We start from the raw sequence: 21,057 nt of genomic DNA on the forward strand, positions 1-21,057 counted from the left end.
GTATAGCGTAGCTACTGGCCGGCCGGCATTTTGCTTCACTTCTCCTGATAGTAATCGAGTGCCAATGACAGATGGTATTATGCATTGAGGATCAATTATACTTTCGTCATGCTGAGTTTTTTATAGGGGGCCTAATCATCCGAAAGTTCGGATGAGAGGATGACAAATACGCTTATGGTCACCCTGCCCCGAATGTTCGAGGTATTTCAGGGTCTACTCCTGTTCAGGGTCCAGGGGAACGATAGATAGATGCCGAAACAATTCCGAACTATCGGAACGGCATGACAATAAGAAGGATTGATTTTCAAAACAATCATCTGTCATTGGCAGCGTAGCCGAAGCATCTCTTCAACTCTGAGACCTTTCGACTTCGCTGTGCTGCCAATGATGCATTTGTAAGTAACTGATTTGTAATATTCTTTTCCCGTTCAATTGTATACCTTATTTAAAGCTCCCTGGTATTTTATTTGTACCTTTTTGCTTGTCCAAAAATCCCGATCGCTATCGGGGCAAAAAAGACTCCTGAAATCGGTTATAGCAGGATTCCGGGGGGCACTTCTATCGGCTTCAGCACATAGTGGTATGTTTCGCTTTCAGTGAAACGCTCAGCTGTTGAATTACTATCATTAAGCTGATATAGACCTATATTTAGAAACTCTTTCAATTTGAAAGAGCAAATAAAATATGTCATCGCATCATTGACTTGGGCCACCTGTATTCTAATGGTGTTTAAAGCTGGTGGCAGACACCGGTCTTTGGTAAGATGTATGTACCCCGGATAGCCGGGGGGGCTAAAGCTGGTTGATCCTATCCGGTTATTTAAGTAAATCGTATAAGTTAGGCAACCGGATTCTCAACTCTCAACGCTCAATTCTCAATTCTGTGAATTTTTCAGCCTAAATTTGCGCCCTATGGCAACTACAGATACGAATAAATTTCAGGCGATCATATCGCATTGTAAAGAGTATGGATTTATTTTCCCCAGCAGCGAGATCTACGATGGTTTGCAGGCCGTGTATGATTATGGCCAGTGGGGAGCGGAATTAAAAAAGAATATCAAGGATTATTGGTGGAAATCCATGACGCAGCTGCAGGATAATATTGTAGGTATTGATGCCGCCATTTTTATGCACCCCACCACCTGGAAGGCCAGCGGGCATGTAGATGGGTTTAATGACCCGATGATCGACAACAAGGATAGCAAAAAGCGTTATCGTGTAGATCATCTTATAGAATCCCATACAGACCAGCTCAAAGCAGAAGGAAAAGAAGAAGAAGCCGCCGCTATTATTGGTGCAATGGAAAAAGCAGATGCTGCGGGCGACCTGGAGGCACTGAAAAAGATCATTGATGAGAACAGGATCAAATGCCCGGTAAGCGGCACTGCCAACTGGACGGACATCCGCCAGTTCAACCTGATGTTCTCCACAGAATTCGGCTCTACCGTTTCTTCTGAAGAAGAGAACAATAAAGTATACCTGCGCCCGGAAACAGCGCAGGGGATCTTTGTCAATTTCCTGAATGTGCAGAAAACCGGTCGTATGAAAATACCATTCGGGATTGCGCAGATCGGTAAAGCCTTCCGGAACGAGATCGTTGCCCGCCAGTTCATTTTCCGCATGCGGGAGTTTGAACAGATGGAAATGCAGTTCTTCATCAAACCCGGCACACAAAAGGAATGGTATGAATACTGGAAGCAGGAGCGCCTGAAATGGCACCTGGAGCTGGGTGTTCCCCAAACCGAGTACCGCTTTCATGATCACGTAAAGCTGGCCCACTATGCCGATGCCGCCTGTGATATTGAATACAATTTTCCCATGGGCTTTAAAGAGCTGGAGGGCATCCACAGCCGTACGGATTTTGACCTGAGGAACCACCAGGAGTACAGCAGGAAGAAAATGCAGTATTTCGATAATGACATCAACCCGGAAACCGGAAAACCGATCGGTAACTATATTCCTTATGTGATCGAAACCTCTATTGGTCTGGACCGGATGTTCCTTTCCATGGTCTGCGCGGCTTATACGGAAGAGGATCTGAGCGCTGACGGAAAAGAAGACAGCCGCGTGGTATTAAAATTCCCGGCAAAATTAGCGCCGATAAAACTGGCCGTTTTCCCGCTGACCAAAAAAGACGGGCTGCCGGAAATTGCACAGGAAATTATGGCCCGGTACCGGGCAGATTTTAAATGCTTCTATGAAGAAAAAGATACCATTGGCAAACGCTACCGCCGCATGGATGCGCTGGGGGTACCTTTCTGTGTAACAGTAGACCACCAGACCAAAGAAGACAATACGGTTACCATCCGCCATCGCGACAGTATGGAGCAGGAGCGCATTCCGATTGACCGGATCGGGGAGCTCGTTGGGAAAGCTATAAAATAAAAGGACGTAAAGCCATACAGATAAAAGGCCCTTGCCGATGACTGTTTTCCAAAGGGCCGTATTTATTTTATATTTGATCATAAAAGCTGATCAGCCTCAGGCTCCTTATCCTTTTGGATGAGGTGGAAAGGGTCCGGAGAAACAATAGATAAGTTCCCGGACAGCAATGAAAAAACATTTATTCTAACAAATTAACAAATTATGAGAAGCTATTTACTCACTTTAATTATTTCAGTATTCAGCATGACTTTAATAAATGCGCAGGATATTACAGGAGCCTGGAAGGGAGCCCTTGATGTACAGGGGACAAAGATCGCGTTGATCTTTCATCTAAAAAATGATAATAATGGCTTAACGGCCACGATGGACAGCCCGGACCAGGGCGCTTCCGGCATCCCGGTGGATAGCGTCCATTTTGCAGAGAACACCTTAGGGCTGGGTATAAAGGCAGCTGGTATCAGTTACAAGGGTACGCTCAATAATAATACGATCACCGGTGAGTTTCACCAGGGAGGCATGCAGCTTCCGCTGGTATTGACCAAAACCGTTATTACAAAGCCGGGAGATACCACGCTTCCTTCAGGAGCAACTGAACTGCAAAAAATTATTGAACAGGACAAAGGCAATTACCAGTACAGGGTGGAAGACTATTTTGCACGGCCCAAATCCTCGCAATTTCAATTGTCACCCGGTGGCAAATTCCTTTCTTATATGGAAAAAGAAGATGATGGTAAACGCCATGTATATGTAAAAGAGATCGCTACCGGAAAAATAACCAGGGCCATTGAAGAGAAGGAGGAGCTGATAAAAGGTTATGGCTGGATCAATGATGAGCGCCTGGTATATGTAATGGATAAGGGAGGAAATGAAAATTTTCATATTTATGCCGCCGGCGTGGATGGCAGCAATGTGCTGGACCTGACCCCGTTTGACGGAGTGCAGGCAAGTATAGAGCGGATCCTGAAAGATCAGAAGAACTACATCATTATTACCATGAATAAGGACAATAAGCAGATCTTTGAGCCTTATAAGGTAAATGTGGTTACCGGCCAGATGGAAAAGTTATATGAAAATAAGGATGTAACAAATCCTATAGCCGGTTATGATTTTGACAAAGACGGCAACCTGCGCGGCTTTTCAAAAATGTACCAGGGCATAAAATCACAATATTTTTACAAGCCTTCCGGAGCAAGTAATTATTCGTTGTATTTTACCACTAACTGGGACGATAATTTCAACATCCTTTCCTTTAGTTACAACCCGGCCAACCCTGATGAGGCCTATGTTTTGACCAACCTGGATTCTGATAAGGCCCGTATTATCCTGTATGATTTTAAAAAGAAGGAGAAGGTAAAGGAAATTTTTTCCAATAAAGATTTTGATGTAAGCAGTATCGGCCTTTCGCGCAAGCGGAATTATGAAGTGGATTATTATGCTTATGAAGGAGAGAAAGAAGAAGTGATCCCTGTCAGCGAAACATTTAAAAAGATATACAACAATCTTAAAAAAGAGTTCAGCGCTTACCAGTTTGGCATAGCCGGAAAAACAGATGATGAAAGTAAATACCTGGTATACGTGACCAGCGATCGCCTGGTGGGCAAATATTACATTTATGATGCTGCAACCGGCAAAATCACTTTCCTGTACGATCTGATGCCGCAACTGAAAGAAACAGACATGGCTGTCATGCAACCCATTACCTTTAAAAGCCGCGATGGCAAAACCATTCACGGGTATATCACCCTGCCCAAAGCAGCCCTGGAAGGTAAAAAAGTACCTTTGGTGGTGAATCCGCATGGAGGGCCGCAGGGCATCCGGGATAGCTGGGGTTTTAACCCGGAAACGCAGCTTTTTGCCAGCAGGGGGTATGCCACGTTGCAGGTGAACTTCCGGATCAGCGGTGGTTACGGTAAAGAATTTTTAAGGGCAGGATTCAAGCAGATCGGGCGGAAGCTGATGGATGATATTGAAGATGGTGTGCAATATGCAATTGACAAAGGCTGGGCAGATGCCGGTAAAAAAGCGATCTACGGCGGAAGCCATGGTGGGTATGCAACATTAATGGGCCTGGTAAAAACACCGGACCTCTATACCTGTGGTGTGGATTATGTAGGTGTGTCTAATATTGAAACCTTCTTTGCCTCGTTCCCTGAATACTGGAAACCCTATAAGGAAATGGTAAAGCAGATCTGGTACGACCTGGACAACCCGGAAGAAGCAAAGATCGCGAAAGAGGTATCTCCATTTTATCAGCTGGATAAGATCAAAAAACCCTTACTGGTTGTGCAGGGGGCAAACGATCCCAGGGTAAATATCAACGAATCTGACCAAATCGTAAAGGCGCTGCGTGCCAAAGGGTTTGATGTGCCGTATATCGTTAAGTACAATGAAGGCCACGGATTTCAAAGAGAAGAGAACCGTATTGAATTTTATAAAACAATGCTGGGCTTTTTGGCAGGGTATTTAAAATAAGGTAAAAAAGAAACAAGGTACGGGTGGCAACACCCGTATTTTTTTGCTGCGTATTTTAAAAAATACCGGATTTATCACCGGTCAAAAACAAAAGCAGCCGTGTAAATTTGATAAATAGACCCTGCAAAACGGGGTTCGTGTATCTGTGGTATTGAAAAAGGAATATGCTACCGGTATTAAAAGATTCTTTGTATTTTCACCGCTACAATGACTGAGAGCCGTAAGAAATATCTTGTTTGTTCGATTGCTGAAAATAATGACCAGTCTGCTTTTGAAGAGCTGTTTACATTTTATTATCCCGGCCTGGTGTCATTTGCGGCAGGTATTTTGAAAGACCGCCAGTTGGCGGAGGAAATCGTGGAAGATGTGTTCCTGAAATTATGGGAAAACAGGAACACAATGGTCTCTATTAATAATTTTTCGCATTATATGTATACTGCCTGCAAGTATGCCGCTATAAATGCCTTAAAGGCAAAAAAGAAAACTTTTGAAGAAATACCGGGGGATGATTTCTGGCTGGATGACACCTATAAAGGCCCCGAGACGGATCTGATAAGCAATGAAAATATGAATGAGATCCTCCAGGCCATCAATCAGCTTCCTCCCAGATGCCGGTTAATTTTCAGGCTGGTAAAGGAAGAAGGCATGAAGTACCAGGAAGTGGCACAATTGCTACAGCTCTCCGTTAAGACGGTTGAAAACCAAATGATTATTGCCATTCGTAAAATTCAGGACACACTGGAGCTTTTTTTGCCCGGATTGAAAAAACGTTTTAGCAAAAAGAAAGCTTAAAAAAAATTTCACTGTTTTTAGGGGTAAAAGCCTGGAAAAACTGACATATACGTACAGGTCAGTTTAAATGAATAAAGAAAGGCTTACAGAATTGCTTGCCAAAAAAGTTTCCGGAATGCTTACACTTCCTGAAGCAAGGGAATTGGCGGAATACCTGGAAAAGAATCCTGATGATAAAGAGCTGGTGGCCCTGATGGATGATTTTCTGAAGGGAAGCCTGCATTTTGATCATGTGTACACCAAACAGATGCTGGATGAAAGAGTTACTCGGCTTAACCAGAAGATTTTTAAAGAGAAGCAGGGGCAGGAACCTCTACAAAAAAAGAGCCTTCTGCGTACAATTACTCTTTATATCTCTGTTGCCGCTCTTCTTGTTTTACTGGCTGGTACCGCCTGGTATTTTTTTTATAGCCGTAAAAATGAGGCATCAGTTCCAAAAAATGTGCTGGCTACCAAACCGGGCTCTAAATCAACGGTAGAACTTCCTGACGGAACCCGGGTACTGCTGAATGCAGACACCCGGTTGTTTTATGACCAGTCTTTTGGCAACAATACGCGTGAAGTAACATTGGAAGGAGAAGCCTATTTTGACGTGGTAAAAGATGCAGCGCATCCTTTTATCGTGCATACTTCTTTAATGAATATTAAGGTGCTGGGAACGGTTTTTAATGTGAGAGCCTATAAGAATGAAGAGAACATGCAGGCCACTTTGCTGCGGGGCTCTGTAGAAGTTACTTTAAAGAAAAAAGGCGACCGGAAAATACTGGTACTGAAGCCCAATGAAAAGGTGATCGTCCGGAATTTCAACGCGGATGATACCGCAGCGGATAAAAGCAGGAATGCTTTGCCTGATATAGCGATTATGACCATTAAAGCAATGGGGAGCGACTCTACCGTTAAAGAAACCCAGTGGACCAAGAACCGGCTGGTATTTGACCAGTCGAGACTGGAAGATATTATTCCCGAACTCGAAAGATGGTATGGCGTAACGATCCAGATAAAGGATACTTCCCTGCTGAACAGGAAAATAAGTGGTATTTATGAAAATGAAAGCCTGACGGAAGTGCTGGAATCTTTTAAGCTGGTATTGGACTTCAGCTATAAAATTTCAGGGAACACCGTAACGATTGTAAAATAGATTTATTAACCCGTAAAACAAGCATATGAACCCGTAAAAAAACAGAAGGCGAAAAATGCTGCCACATTTTTCGCCGGATAACAGACAGAAATAATTGCAGTATTGCAATATTCCATCACATTTAAATCACAACGAAAATATGAAAAAATCGGATTGCCTTGCCATGGGCCTGGGAAGGTATTGGATCATTAAATTTCTGCTGCTAATGAAATTGTCAGTCATTTTTTTATTCCTTACAGCATTTCAGGCGATAGCTTATACAGGTATTACACAGGAACAGGTCAGTTTGCATTTAGAAAATACATCCCTGTCTGCCGCCCTGAAGAAAATAGAAGCCGATTACAGCTACCGTTTTGTGTATAACGATAGCGTGGCACTTATAAATCAGAAAGTAAACCTGAATGTAAATAATGCTTCTATTGATGATGTAATGCACCAGTTACTGATCAATACCCGCTTTACCTATAAAAAAATGAGAAAAGACCTGCTGGTTATTGTACCTGCAGGAAGAAAAAGGTCGTTGCTAACTGTAAAAGGCAAGGTGCTGGATTCATTGGGGCACCCCTTGGCGGGCGCAAGTATCCTTGAAAAAGGCACCAGCAATGGAACGGTGTCCGGGCCCGACGGTTCTTTTAGCCTGGCGCTCAATAGCAATACAGCTGTATTGGTCATCTCGGCAATAGGCTATGAAACAAGGGAAGTACTGGTAACGGGCGAAGAGCTCGGCGATATCCTGTTAATGGCTTCAGATCAGAAATTAGAAGACGTGATTGTGATTGGTTATGGAACCACCACGCGAAAACGGATTACAGGAGCTGTAGACCAGATCTCTTCCAAAAATATTGAAAACCGCCCGGTCGGGAACCTGACACAGGCGCTCCAGGGGGCGGCTCCAAGCCTCCTGATCCAGCAAAAAAGTATGGATCCCAATAATAACACGATCAATATTAATATTCGCGGTATTAATACTTTCACCAACGCTTCGCCATTGGTAGTTATTGACGGGATGATCTCAGATGTAGGGAATATGAATAAGCTAAACCCTAACGATGTGGATAATATTTCTATCCTGAAAGATGCCGGTACCGCAGCCATTTATGGCTCCCGTTCTGCAAGCGGTGTTATTTTAATTACCACCAAGCAGGGCGCTAAAAATTCAAAGCCCAGGGTCCGGCTGGGTGCGTCTTATGGGGTTCAGACACCGGATATTTTATATGAGCCGGTAGACGGCTGGCAGAATGCCACACTGCTGAATGTGGCATTGGCCAACGGAGGGAACAACCCTGCTTATACGCCGGAACAGATACAGGATCTGAAGAATCATGGAGATGCTGAATGGATGATGGACTATATTTTTAAAGATGCACCCCAGCAATCCTATGATGTAAATATTTCCGGTGGTGCCGCCAACAGCACTTATATGGTTTCCGGTGGCTATTTCAGCCAGGGAAGCAATTTTATTGGCCCCGGATATGGAATACAACGGTATAACCTGCGCACCAAATTTACTACCGAATATAAACGGCTGAAGGTAAATGTGGTAATGGGTTATGTGCGAAATGACATAAAAGGCGACGAAGCGAACCAGGATTTTAAAATAGCAGACGCCAGCCGTACGCCCAAATATTATTATAATGCCCCCAAAACAGCAGATGGCAGGTATATTAACAGCTCTGTGGGCACCAATGTGGCGGCCCAGCTGGAACTGGCAGGATATAACAAGCATAACAATGATTGGGTCAATATTGGAACATCGCTCGATTTTAAGGTGACCAACGATTTAAAACTGAGAGGTGTATTTGGCTATGATCTTACATCCGACTGGAGGTTTATCCGCCGGTTTGAATATCCTGTTTATAATAGCCCGGAAAGTACAGAACCTGTAATGAACGGTACCAACCGGGAAACGGAAAACTATACATCCAAAAATGTTTTTATCAATGCGCAGGTTTTGCTGGATTATAACAAGCAAATCGGTAAACATGCAATAAGCGCCATGGGAGGTGTTTCCCAGGAAGTGCTGAACAACAGGGGTATTGATGCAAAAACAAAATTTACGGATCCGGATCTGGGTATCCCCATTTCAGGAGAAACGACCTTTGATGACACCCGTACAGAAGTCAACAACACGCTGAAACGGGTGATCCAGTCTGTTTTTGGACGTGCAAATTACAGTTATGACAACAGGTATTCGGCAGAATTTACCATCCGTGCTGATGGATCCAGCCGTTTTCCAAAAGAGAACCGCTGGGGCACTTTTCCTTCCGTTTCCCTGGGATGGACGCTTTCTCAGGAATCGTTTATGAGTGCCTACAAGGACAATATAGGAGATCTGAAGCTGCGGGGCTCCTGGGGTATTCTGGGAAATCAGGAAATAGACGACTACCAGTATTTTACCACGTACACAGTTTATTCCAATATTGCCGGTTTTAATAACAAGATCGCTTCCGGCACCGGATTTCAGATAGGTAGCCCGGACTTAAAATGGGAAAAAGTAAACACCAAAAACATCGGAGCCGATCTGTCTTTTCTTAAAAATAAATTAACGGCCAGCCTGGATTTCTTCTTTAATAAAACAACGAACATCCTGCTCGTTCCTATAACACCAACCGTGCTGGGAACAACATTGGGTGACGTAAACATCGGTTCCATGCAAAACAGGGGCTGGGAAGTGAACATTGGCTATAACCTCAGAACAGGCGACGTAAATCACAGTTTTTCGTTCAACATTGGCAATACGCAGAACAAAGCGGTTGATCTGGGCAACCCGGAGATCAGAACAGTGGACAATATAGGATTTATCCGTCGCAACGGCCTGCCGTTAGGGGCTTATTACGGCCTGAAAACAGATGGTCTGTTCCAGAGCTATGATGAAATAGCAAAGTCAGCGGTTCCCGTTGGCGCGGCTCCCCAGCCGGGTGACGTGAAATATGTAGACCGTAATAACGATGGTATCATTGATGATGATGACCGTTTTTATTTAGGTGACGGGTTCCCCCATTATAATTTCGGATTCACTTATAATGTCAATTATAAAGGTTTTGATCTGGCACTGCTGATACAGGGGGTTGGTAAAAGGCTGCAATCACTCAGAGGCGATATCTATACTCCTTTTCATAATGGCGCCTGGTACCCCGTAATTTTTAAGCATGAGCTGGATACATGGACGGTGACCAACACGGATGCAAAGTTTCCACGGCTGACTACTGATAACTCTGCTTCTTTTGCCAATAACTGGGGACATGCCTCTGACCTCTACCTGCTGGATGCTAAATATATCCGTGTAAAGAATATTCAGCTGGGGTACACGCTTCCCAATAAACTGGTTAGCAGATGGGGACTGGGTAAAGTACGCGCTTACCTGAATGCCCAGAACCCTTTTACATTTTCAAAGAATTCTTTCATAGACCCGGAATCCACAGAGTTTGATAATATGTTAAAAGCCAATGGAGGAAACAGCGGCAGGAATTATCCTACGCTTAAATTTTATGGCGGTGGCATCAATATAGATTTTTAAAAGGTATGAAAATGAAACGAAGCATTATAAGCCCGAAAGCCTTCGGGGCTCAAATAAGAGAATATATGCGCGGAGTTTTATTCTGCCAAAAGAATCATCGCGCAGCGGCAAACAAAAAAAATATACGGATGAAAAAATTATATATCGTAGCTGTTATAATAGCAGCAATGCAGCTTTATTCCTGCCAGAAATTAGATATAGCACCGATTAGTAAATTTACGGAGGCCAATTACTGGACAAGTACAGATAAGGCAGAACTGGTTTTAAATATGGCCTATAACCAGATGTACAATGCCGGTATTATGTGGCGGGACGAGTTTTTGGGCGATAATATGGTGCATACCTATGGAACAAGCGACCCCAATTCGATCCGGAGAGGAGAAGCTACGGCCGCGTTAAATCTGTTCGCAAGTGAGTGGAAAGATGCCTATGGTGGTATTAAGACCTGCCTGGTTTTCCTGGCGAATGTGGACCGGATACCGGGGATGCCGGAGGAGCTCAAAAACAGGATGATCGATGAGATCCGCTTTATAAGAGCGTACATCTATTTCCGCCTTGTTAATTATTATGGTGATATTCCGTTCTTCACTACAGAGATTTCACTGGATGATGCCTACAAGGTAAAACGTACTCCCAAAAGTGAGGTACTCTCGTTTATTCATTCAGAACTGGATGATATCATGAACGGAGGGCATCTTCCTAAAACTGAAAACCTGGTCCCTGACGAAAAAGGCCGTATTACCATTGGCGCCGCCTGCGCTTTCCAGGCAAGGGCTTATTTGTATGAAAATAATTATCAGAAGGTAAAAGAATATGCCGGGCATCTTATCAATGAACAGGATAAATATGGAATGTATCAGTTGTTTGAGTATCCTGCCAAGAAAGAGGAAAGCTACTTCAGGCTTTTTACACCGGAATATGAATATAATAATGAGGTAATTCTGGACATTACCTATGTGCCCGATCTGAAAACCTGGAGCAACATGAGCCAGATGGCGCCTATATCCAAAAGGGCGGAAATATCAGCAGACAATCCCACGCAGGAACTGGTAGATTGCTATATGACCATGAATGGCCTGCCCGTGAAAGGGGCTGACAAGGATCCTGCTTATAATGAAAATGATCCCTATGTAAACAGGGACCCCCGCCTGTCAGCTACCGTTGTGTATGATAATTATAAATGGCTGAATAAAGATGGTTCAGTAGATACTATCCGAACGGCTATTGGCACCAAAACGGATGACTCTTATAAAAGCCCGGTAGACCGGCAAACAAAAACAGGCTACTATGTTCGTAAATATTATGACTGGACGATGAGCAGCAATAATCAGTCGGGTTTGAATATTATCATGTTCCGCTATGCGGATGTATTGCTGATGTATGCTGAAGCCTGTAATGAACTGGGAAAAATAGCACAGCAGGAATGGAATGCTACCATAAGGCCCATCCGGGAAAGAGCCGGTTTTAAAGTAGCTGCGGCTTTAGATTATCCTGCTGCAAAATCCCAGGCAGAGCTCCGGGATGAGATCCGGAATGAACGGAGGGTTGAGCTGGCGCTGGAAGGTTTACGCTGGTATGATATCAAGCGATGGAAAACTGGCCAGCAGGTGCTGAACGGTGCCATCCATGGCTTCAGATTTGCCGGCTCAGCCGGAGCCACAGACGGTGGCTATATCCGCGTTAACCAATACACGTTTAATAATAACCGCGATTATCTGTGGTCTGTTCCGCTGGATCAGATGGATCTTAACCAGAACCTGAAACCAAATAACCCCGGTTATTAACAGCGCTCTTTTATGTATTAAACAACTAATTAATTTTTAATAAAATAGTATGAAAACGATAATAGCCAGAATTCTTGTTGTATTTACTTTCCTCGCTCTTGTAGCAGGATGTAAAAAGAATGACATGGAATATAAGGATCCGAAAGTGAGCCCGGTTGATGAGCTATATGCACCTTTGGAAAACCAACAGGTTACTTTGAGCACGCAACCGGATGCCCGTTTATTATTTCAATGGGCTCCAAGCCATGCACAGGATGGTCAGTTGGTTGCTTACGAAGTGGTCTTTTACAAAGAATCAGATACAACCAATCCTGTATACAGGATCACATCTGATAATACGGGGAAAGAGTTGTATGCAAACATCTCGCATCTTGATATTAACAGGGCCTGTGCAGCAGCTGGTATTCCTACCGGGGAAACAGGAACTGTTTACTGGTCCGTGGCTTCATGGCGGGGATTAAGTTCCGCTGTTTGCCCCCAGAAAAACAAGCTTACGGTAAAACGTCTGGAGGGCTTTGAAGTGATCCCGGATAATGTATATCTTACCGGTGAAGCGTCGGAAACAGGCGATGATCTTTCCAAGGCAATACTGATGCAAAAGACCGGGGAAGGAAAATTTGAAATATATACACAACTCAAATCACAGGGTGGGTACAAATTTGTAGATCGTACCACCGGAACGCCTGAAGTATATTATATCAACCCTTCCGGAAAACTGGCCGATGCTGACAATAATGAAACATCCAGTGTTACAGAAACCGCGGTTTACAGGATCACGATTGATTTTACGAATAAGGGAACCACAATGACTAAAATAACAAAGATGGGTGTATTCTTCTGCCCTGAAAATAAAGTCATCCTGGATCTGGATTACCAGGGATTAGGCGTTTGGTCCGGAACAGGGATCATTAATTTCAAGCAAGAAAGCTGGGGCAGGGATGAGCGTTATAAATTCCAGATGGAAACGTCCGCTGGAACAAAGCAGTTAGGAACCGTCAATTCGACCGATAGCCGCCCGGATGCAGGGTCTCCCGCTTCCTATTACTATGTCAGGTTGCTCGATCAGAACTCTCAGTGGGATGATAAATGGAAATTTGCAACCGAGGTAGATGGTGCCAATTCTACCATTACCTTAACTATGAAGGGCGGCGCTCCGTATACCCATACTGTAAAGGTGAATTAAGAATGCAAGGGGCAATAACCATTGCCCCTTGCTTAAACTACTATTAGAAAATGCTCCTGTCGGTCATAAAACTACCGGAGCATTCATCTGACTATTAAAAAAAATTAAAAACAAACAGATGAAAAAGCTTGCTATAATCTATAGCCTTATCCTGCTAACGCTTGCGTCCTGCCAGAAATATAATGATGTTTACACGGGCAATGAAACAGAGCCTGCCGGTTTTTACCAGGTAGACTGGACAGCAGCAGTGGACAGTAGCACGAATTCCTTTGTCAACAGGTACTGGAATACCACCTACCATGTGTTCAATAATACATATAATGGTGAAATACAGTGGAACGATTACTGGCCGGAAGCGCATGGGCTGGATGTGCTGGTGGATGCCTACCTCAGAACAAAAGACAATAAATTCAAACAGGCTATTTATGATTTTTATGAGGGTGTCCGGAAAAAGAACTGGTACAGTGATAACTGGGAAAATGATTATTATGATGATATGGGCTGGCATGGATTAGCGCACATGAGAGCGCTGGAGGCCACGGGTGATCAGCGTTATGCACAATCATCAAAAGATTTATGGAGGTGGATTACTGAAGGCTGGACAGATTATGATGGCGGCGGTATCAAATGGCGTAAAGAATCGGACGATCTGGGCGAAGGCAAAGGCATACCCGCCAATGGCCCGGCGGCGATCATAGCCGCAAGACGATATAAGATGTACCCGGATGAAATAAATGGCGGTCTGAACAACCTGGAATGGGCCAAACGGATCTATGACTGGATGAAATACAATCGCACTATATTGTCTTCCGGCAGGATCTTTGAGAATATTAACAACACCAATAGTGATTATTCCTATGATGTGGGTACTTACCTGGGGGCAGCACTGGAATTGTATGACATCACAAAGGATAAAACCTATTTTGATGATGCTGTAAGGATTACCAATTACCATATTACGCACAACATCGATAAAGCTTATGGAGTAATGAGAGACTTTGGCGAGCAATCGGGCAATGGTGGCGGAAATGATGTGAATCTCTTCAAAGGGATATTTGTCCGTTATTTTACCATCCTGATCCAGCATCCGGATCTGCCCGATGAAGACCGGGAACGTTATATTGCTTTCCTGAAGAACAATGCAGAATATCTTTGGATAGAAGGTACACAGAAAACCCCCGACATAAAATTCAGCTATACCTGGTGGAAGAATCCCGGAGATGCTGAAACCTGGGGTGACCTTCGGTCTGCCATAAGTGCGGCAACCACAATTGAAGCGATGGCTTTGTTACAGAAAAAGGGGTACTTGAAATAAAAATTGCCTGGTTAAGATCCTGTATATAAAAAGCCGGTCAGTTATTATGCATGTTTGTATGATCAGTAATAATGCATTCATAAAACATCTTACAGGTCATAAGCTCAACCAATTCTCCGGGGTGACCAAAAAGTCCCTTTTGTCTTGCTGTTCCGGTAGATTCGGGACTATTTCAGCATCTAAAATGGCATCTGGTTGTCAAAGATGCTGATCCGCCAACCGGCGGACAGAACGACACTCTATAATCGACAGACTTTTTGGTCAAACCCCTTTATAATTAGAACAATTCTTTCAGCTGATATTATACGCCAGTGAAATTTATTATACACCAACAAAAAAGCGTTGCATTTCCGGGAAACTTTTTCGGTCTGATTAAAATGTCACTTCCGTGTTATACCATTTTAATTGAATGATCATTTAATACCATTTAAATTAAATGGCACCAGGTGAAGGTATGTAAGGCTCACCATGACATTTGCTTTTGATAACGTCCGGCTTATTTGTCATTTCACAGAGCATAACTGCAATGCTTTTATGGTTGCCTGTTCATGACAGGTGCTGTAATCTGTTTGAAATGGATATACAGAGAAGCGTCATCCGGATGATCGGATCTGACCGAATGGAGTGGAATGAGCGGAGCAATCTCTGCAAAGTTAGAAATCCTCGGTTTCGCTGTGCTTCACTCGGATGACGATTGGAAGGAGCCTGTTGTTTTAAAGAACTTAATCCTGTTTATTGGGGGGCTGGGTGATAATGTTCTTTTAATGTAATTGGTATAACACCTGAATGCGGATCCGCCCGCCTGTACTCCGGCAGGTAGCCCGGCGTGCGGCATGACAAAAGTGTTTTTTAGTCAGCCCCTTACTGCGCTTCCCTGCATCACCGGTTGTATTCAGACCATCTGCTGTTCCGGAACAATGGCTTTAGGTGTTTGCGATCGGGTAGTTGAAGAGGCTGCGGGCTTGTTTTCCCTTCCGTAAGTAATATATAAGGCAGCGGCAGTAAACAGCAAAGCTCCCGCAATATTACCCAGCGTAACAGGTATCTGGTTATATACCCACCAATCGCTTAAAGTAACTTTTGCGCCAAACAGCATGCCTGCGGGGATCAGGAACATGTTTACCACAGCATGCTCAAACCCCTGTGCAAAAAACATAAATACCGGTATCCAGGCAGCTATTATTTTACCAATGGTGGAAGAGGAGGTAAGCGCCAGCACCACACCCATGGTCACCATCCAGTTGCACAGGATGCCTTTTGTAAATGCTGTAGCAATGCCTGCCCCTCCCAGCTGTCCGTAGCCGGTTGTCTTTGCCTCCGCTATTTTTACAATAGCCGGTATCAGCGGTGAGCCGGAGGTTTGCCCGAAACTGGTAAGAGATGCCCAGAACAGGAATACATATAAAAGCGCCCCGAATAAATTGGCACTATAAACGATCATCAGATTACGCAATAAGGATCCTATAGAAAGGCTTTTATGAAAGTAAGCTGCCGGCAGCAGGGCAAAGCTGCCGGTAACCAGTTCCAGCCCCATCAGCACTACCACTACAAAACAAATGGGAAATAATAAGGCTCCCACAATGGGAATGCCGGTTTGTGTGCTGCCCGTAACGGCAAGCGTGGTGCCAATGCCCAGCAGCATGCCGGATAAGGCACCTCTTACAAAAAGATCAGTGGTGCCGAGCCGGCCTTTATCAGTGCCGGACTGGATCATCAATGCAACTACTTCTGCGGGTTTTTTGTAATCCATACTATTGGGTTTAATTAAAGATTGATAAATATTAGAATTTATAGCCCAGTCCCACACCTACGTTCCATTTTCCGTCGGCTGTGGTTGTTTTGGTATTATAATACAAGGGAACCTGTATTACCAGTTGCTTGTATGATGCGCTGAGCCCGCAGCCCAGGGAAGGTGTTACGGTTGCGTTTTTGGAGGCATTGGCAGCTGCTTTGTCTTCTTTAATACGCAGCGAGGGGAGCATACCCAGGCTGATGCAGAAAGGCTTCCGTGTCCATTTAACAGCTGGGCCTCCAAAGTTGAGAAATGCCCCTTTATCCACATAGCCCGCTACAATCATGCCGTCCCAAAGAGAGGCGCTGGTTTTGGAAGCAGGGGTTGTTTGTGCAGCAGCGGTTCTTGTCAGCAGCAGCATTGCTGCCAGTATCAGTAGTTTGGATCTATTGCTGTTCATATGCCGGATAAGTTGAAGGGTTGGGTGTAAGGAGGGATGCAATATCAATGAAGACATTGCCCTCATGTACTTTAACCGGATACGTTTTAATAGCGCTGCAGTTTTCATCATTAAGGCACTCCCCGTTTTTAAGCGAAAATGTTTTTTTATGAAACGGGCAGGCCACTTTTGGCTCTCCCTGCTGTGACCCCAGTATACCCCGGCTGAGCGCCATCTGCTTTTTGTGCGGACACAGGTTTTGTGTGGCATACCATTCCTTACGGTGGGTGAAATAATAAAGAGCGATCTGCTCCGTTCCATACTGCACGCACACACCTCCGTTGTGCGGCATGTCTGCTGTCTTACAGGCATAGATCCAGTTACTTTTTTGCATGGGCTATAAAATTTGGTTGAAAAAAATTACCATTCTGCGGCTTTCTTCTGGCCGCGCATTGTTTCAAATACCACCGTAGGGTCTTTGGCTTCCGGGGCATTGATAAAATGGGCGAAGCGTTTTCTCAGTTCAGGTGTTTCCACCGCTTTTTTCCATTCGCACTCATAATGGTCTGCAAGCGTTTGCATCTGAGCTTCCAGTTCAGCGCCAATGCCCAGGCTGTCATGCACCACTACATTTCTCAGATAGTCGATGCCACCTTCCATTTTATTCAGCCAGGTAGCGGTGCGGGTCAATGGGTCGGCTGTTTTGATGTAAAACATCAGGAACCGGTCAATGTATTTTATACAGGTTTCGGAATCAATATCCGCAGCCAGTAATAAGGCATGCTGGGGTTTGGAACCTCCGTTGCCGCATACATAAAGGTTCCAGCCTTTTTCAGTGGCAATGATGCCAAAATCTTTCGATTGTGCTTCGGCACATTCACGGATACAGCCGGAAACGGCCGACTTTATTTTGTGCGGGGCCCTTAATCCTTTATACCGGTTTTCAACGCGTATGGCAAAACTTACACTGTCATGCAAACCAAAGCGGCACCAGGTAGACCCTACACAGCTTTTTACGGTGCGCAACGCCTTTCCGTAAGCATGGCCGCTTTCAAAACCTGCTGCAATCAGCTCTTCCCAGATCAATGGCAGGTCATTTAAATGGGCACCAAAAAGATCAATACGTTGCCCGCCGGTTATTTTGGTATACAGGTTGTATTTTTTTGCTACTTCACCAATCACAATGAGTTTTTCCGGTGTAATCTCACCTCCCGGTATGCGGGGCACAACGGAGTAAGTGCCGCCTTTCTGAATATTGGCCAAAAAGCGGTCATTGGTGTCCTGTGAGGTGGCGCTTTCCTTTTTAATGATGAGGTCGTTCCAGAGACTGGCCAGGATGGAGCTGACCGCCGGCCGGCAAATTTCGCAGCCATCGCCGGCACCCAGCGTATCCAGCACTTCATCGAATGAGTGCAGGTCTTTGATTTTTGTAAGATCATAGAGCTCCTGGCGGGAATAAGCAAAGTGCTCACAGATCACATTGCGTACTGCTTTCCCCTGCTTTTTTAAAGTAGCAGTGATAATATCTTTTACCATTGGCGTGCATCCGCCACAGCCCGAACCGGCGCCGGTACATTTTTTTACCGCGTCAAAAGATTCGCAGCCCTTCCGGACAACCGCATCTTCAATGGTTTGCTTTTTTACACCTTCGCAGCTACAGATCAGTGCTTCAGCGGGAAGCTCAAAATCATCTGCGCCATTTGCGGTTTTGTTTGATGTTACGATCAGGTCAGCCGGCGAAGAAGGTACTGCCAGCCGGTTGGTGCAGATCTGCTGTAGTTGATTATAGGTTTCCGCATCTCCCACCAGGATGCCGCCCAGCAGTTCTTTGCCGTCATTGGAAACATTGATGCGCTTATAGATGCCTTTATGATTATCATGGTAAATGATGGAACGGGCTTCTTCACCGCCGGTGAACGGGTCGCCAAAGCTGGCCACATCAATGCCGATCAGCTTTAGCTTGGTGCTCATGTCAAACCCTCTGAAGTCTCTGGTGCCGCCGCTTAGCTGGTGTGCCACCACTTCTGCCATTTCATAACCCGGGGCTACCAGCCCATAAACAGTCCCTTCATGTACGGCGCATTCACCAATGGCATAGATAAACGGATCGCTGGTTTGCATCTGATCATTTACGGAGATGCCGCCTCTGTGACCGATGGTTAAACCGCATTTTTTAGCCAGCTCATCGCGGGGCTTAATGCCGGCAGAGATCACCAGCATGTCTGTGTTGAGTATACTGCCGTCGGTGAACATCAACCCGGTAATGGTTTCATTACCCAGGATTACGGCGGTATTCTTTTGTGTATGCGTAACGATGCCTAAGGCTTTGAGCTTTTCAGTAAGCACATGGGAGCCACCCTCGTCGATCTGGCGGGGCATCAGCCGGGGCGCAAATTCGATCACATGCGTGTCAGTGATGCCCAGGTCCAGCATAGCCTTGGCAGCTTCCAGGCCCAGCAGCCCACCGCCGATAACAACAGCTGATTTTGCCACTTTTGCATGCCGCCAGATGAGGTTCAGGTCTTCAATAGTACGGTAAACAAATACGCCATGCTTGTCAACACCGGAGATCGGTGGTACAAAAGCCGCCGAGCCTGTAGCAAATACCAGGTAGTCATATGAGAATTGCTTTCCTTCAAAGGAAGTGATGACTTTCTGATCACGGTCTACCTGTACAACAGGATCACCGAGATGCAGATCAATCTGATTCTCTTTATACCAGTTCATAGGCTTCATGCACAGGTCCTGAACGGTTTTGCCGGCAAAATATGCGCTCAGGTGCACCCGGTCGTAGGCAGGAAGCGTTTCTTCTCCAAAAACGGTCAGTTTAAGGCTTTCCGGTTTTTGAGCAACCAGTTTCTCGCAAAACTTTTGCCCCACCATGCCGTTGCCAATAACAACAACTTTCATAATATTTTATTTTTTGAAATAAAGAACGGCAGGCAATCACTAACATATTATAAAAATATAAATATTATTTATTTAATAGGTTTATAATATAAATTCATTTCAAATATACATAAAATATTATTTAAATAACAAATTAATATGATAAAATATTATTTTTACATCATAATACATTATATGTAATTATTTATAATATAAGTTATGACAAAATTAATCTTAATAGGAGCGGGGCCCGGAGATCCGGAACTGATCACACTGAAGGCCATACGGGCGCTTCAGAAAGCGGATGTGATATTGTATGATGCGCTGGCAAATGAAGAACTGCTGTTGTATGCCCCGAATGCGGCTGTTAAGCAATTTGTGGGTAAGCGTTTCGGATGTCATGCATTAAGTCAGCAGGAGATCAATGATCTTATATTAGAATACGGACAGCACTATAAGCATATAGTGCGGTTAAAAGGAGGCGACCCGTTTGTGTTTGGCCGGGCACAGGAAGAAATGGAGATAGCCTTTGCTGCAGGAATGCAGGTTGAAGTGATCCCGGGAATTTCCAGTGCCCTTGCGGTACCGGCATCGGAAATGATACCATTGACCTGCAGGGGAGTGAATGAAAGTTTTTGGGTGGTTACCGGTACCACACGGTCAGGAGAGTTATCGGAGGATATTGCATTAGCGGCCCGGTCATCTGCAACCGTGGTGCTGCTGATGGCCATGAGCAGACTGGAAACGATCGTGGATATCTTTATGGCAGCCGGGAAAGGAGAAACTGCTGCCGCCATCATTCAGAATGGTACACGGCCTGATGCAAAAATGGTATTGGGAAAGGTAAAAGACATTGCCTGCCGCGCGCAGCACAGCGGTCTGGGCAACCCGGCTGTTATTATTATTGGTGAAGTGGTGAACCTGAGCCGGCAACTGGCGGATAAGATGGCTGCCGGTAACGGAATAGCTGCTGTAATGGGCGGGTTGATATAAAAAGCAAAGCAAATTATCGCCTCTTGTCTGTTCAGGTGGCTATGTGTTCTGCCAGTCCTGTATTTAACCCAATGCCCCTTTATTTTTCTAACTTTATTGTATGAAACCGGAAATAACAATAGAATATTGTCCGAAATGTAAATGGCTGCTGCGTGCAGCATATATAGCGCAGGAACTGCTGACCACTTTTGAGGAAGAGCTGAAAAGCGTAAGCCTGCAGCCCAGTGAGGTGAGCGGTCGTTTTCTCATTGGTCTGAATGGGGAATGTATTTTTGACCGGAAGCGCTATGGCGGTTTCCCTGAAATAAAGGAGCTGAAACAAATGGTGCGGGACCGTGTATGCCCCGGTAAAAGCCTGGGGCATAGTGATACTGAAGCGCATCATCAGCAGGAACCCTGATACAGGTGGTAATTGGTCA

The 21,057-nt window shown here is 44.8% G+C and carries 14 protein-coding genes; 10 read left to right on the forward strand and 4 right to left on the reverse strand.

Annotated elements, in window-relative coordinates; translation table 11 throughout:
- Positions 1-911: 911 nt before the first annotated feature.
- The 8 genes from A8C56_RS01185 (at position 912) to A8C56_RS01220 (ending at position 14,585) form a co-directional block, all read left to right on the forward strand.
- Positions 912-2,384 carry a glycine--tRNA ligase gene (locus A8C56_RS01185; protein WP_067750975.1) on the forward strand — a complete coding sequence of 491 codons (1,473 nt, stop codon included), beginning with the start codon at positions 912-914 and terminating at the stop codon, positions 2,382-2,384.
- A gap of 201 nt (positions 2,385-2,585) precedes the next feature.
- The gene (locus A8C56_RS01190; protein ID WP_067750978.1) at positions 2,586-4,856 is read left to right on the forward strand and encodes a S9 family peptidase; all 2,271 of its coding nucleotides are present in this window, start codon (positions 2,586-2,588) and stop codon (positions 4,854-4,856) included.
- Positions 4,857-5,063: 207 nt separating this feature from the next.
- Positions 5,064-5,648 (forward strand): RNA polymerase sigma-70 factor, encoded by a 585-nt coding sequence (locus A8C56_RS01195; protein ID WP_067750980.1) that lies wholly within the window; start codon positions 5,064-5,066, stop codon positions 5,646-5,648.
- A gap of 67 nt (positions 5,649-5,715) precedes the next feature.
- A complete protein-coding gene (locus tag A8C56_RS01200; protein WP_067750982.1) occupies positions 5,716-6,786 on the forward strand; it encodes a FecR family protein in 1,071 nt (356 codons plus the stop codon).
- A gap of 139 nt (positions 6,787-6,925) precedes the next feature.
- Entirely contained in the window at positions 6,926-10,303 is a 3,378-nt protein-coding gene (locus tag A8C56_RS01205) for a TonB-dependent receptor (protein WP_157097831.1), read from the forward strand.
- A 128-nt stretch (positions 10,304-10,431) separates the two neighbouring features.
- The gene (locus A8C56_RS01210) at positions 10,432-12,087 is read left to right on the forward strand and encodes a RagB/SusD family nutrient uptake outer membrane protein (protein ID WP_179946955.1); all 1,656 of its coding nucleotides are present in this window, start codon (positions 10,432-10,434) and stop codon (positions 12,085-12,087) included.
- Between the two features lie 49 nt (positions 12,088-12,136).
- Complete coding sequence (locus tag A8C56_RS01215) at positions 12,137-13,270, forward strand: SusE domain-containing protein (protein WP_067750985.1); 1,134 nt, start codon at positions 12,137-12,139, stop codon at positions 13,268-13,270.
- A 118-nt stretch (positions 13,271-13,388) separates the two neighbouring features.
- Positions 13,389-14,585 carry a glycoside hydrolase family 76 protein gene (locus A8C56_RS01220; protein WP_067750988.1) on the forward strand — a complete coding sequence of 399 codons (1,197 nt, stop codon included), beginning with the start codon at positions 13,389-13,391 and terminating at the stop codon, positions 14,583-14,585.
- An 892-nt stretch (positions 14,586-15,477) separates the two neighbouring features.
- Here A8C56_RS01220 and A8C56_RS01225 read toward each other — a convergent pair.
- From A8C56_RS01225 to nirB, 4 genes are read right to left on the reverse strand one after another with little or no spacing between them, the layout of a single operon-like run.
- Positions 15,478-16,335: a formate/nitrite transporter family protein gene (locus A8C56_RS01225; protein ID WP_067761446.1), complete on the reverse strand. Its 858-nt coding sequence runs from the start codon at positions 16,333-16,335 to the stop codon at positions 15,478-15,480.
- 31 nt (positions 16,336-16,366) lie between these two features.
- Positions 16,367-16,777 (reverse strand): hypothetical protein, encoded by a 411-nt coding sequence (locus A8C56_RS01230; RefSeq protein WP_067750991.1) that lies wholly within the window; start codon positions 16,775-16,777, stop codon positions 16,367-16,369.
- Positions 16,764-17,150, reverse strand: coding sequence for a nitrite reductase small subunit NirD (nirD, locus tag A8C56_RS01235; protein ID WP_067750993.1), 387 nt, complete (start codon positions 17,148-17,150; stop codon positions 16,764-16,766). The genes A8C56_RS01230 and nirD overlap by 14 nt, the downstream gene beginning before the upstream one ends.
- A gap of 26 nt (positions 17,151-17,176) precedes the next feature.
- A complete protein-coding gene (gene nirB / locus A8C56_RS01240) occupies positions 17,177-19,666 on the reverse strand; it encodes a nitrite reductase large subunit NirB (protein ID WP_067750996.1) in 2,490 nt (829 codons plus the stop codon).
- A 198-nt stretch (positions 19,667-19,864) separates the two neighbouring features.
- Between nirB and cobA the strand changes: the two genes are divergently transcribed.
- Together cobA and A8C56_RS01250 are read left to right on the forward strand one after the other, a co-directional pair.
- Positions 19,865-20,638, forward strand: a complete 774-nt coding sequence (cobA, locus tag A8C56_RS01245; RefSeq protein ID WP_067750999.1) for a uroporphyrinogen-III C-methyltransferase — start codon at positions 19,865-19,867, stop codon at positions 20,636-20,638.
- A 100-nt stretch (positions 20,639-20,738) separates the two neighbouring features.
- Positions 20,739-21,038: a SelT/SelW/SelH family protein gene (locus A8C56_RS01250; protein WP_067751003.1), complete on the forward strand. Its 300-nt coding sequence runs from the start codon at positions 20,739-20,741 to the stop codon at positions 21,036-21,038.
- Positions 21,039-21,057: the final 19 nt, after the last annotated feature.

Origin of the sequence: Niabella ginsenosidivorans, assembly GCF_001654455.1 — a bacterium.
Taxonomy (GTDB): domain Bacteria; phylum Bacteroidota; class Bacteroidia; order Chitinophagales; family Chitinophagaceae; genus Niabella; species Niabella ginsenosidivorans.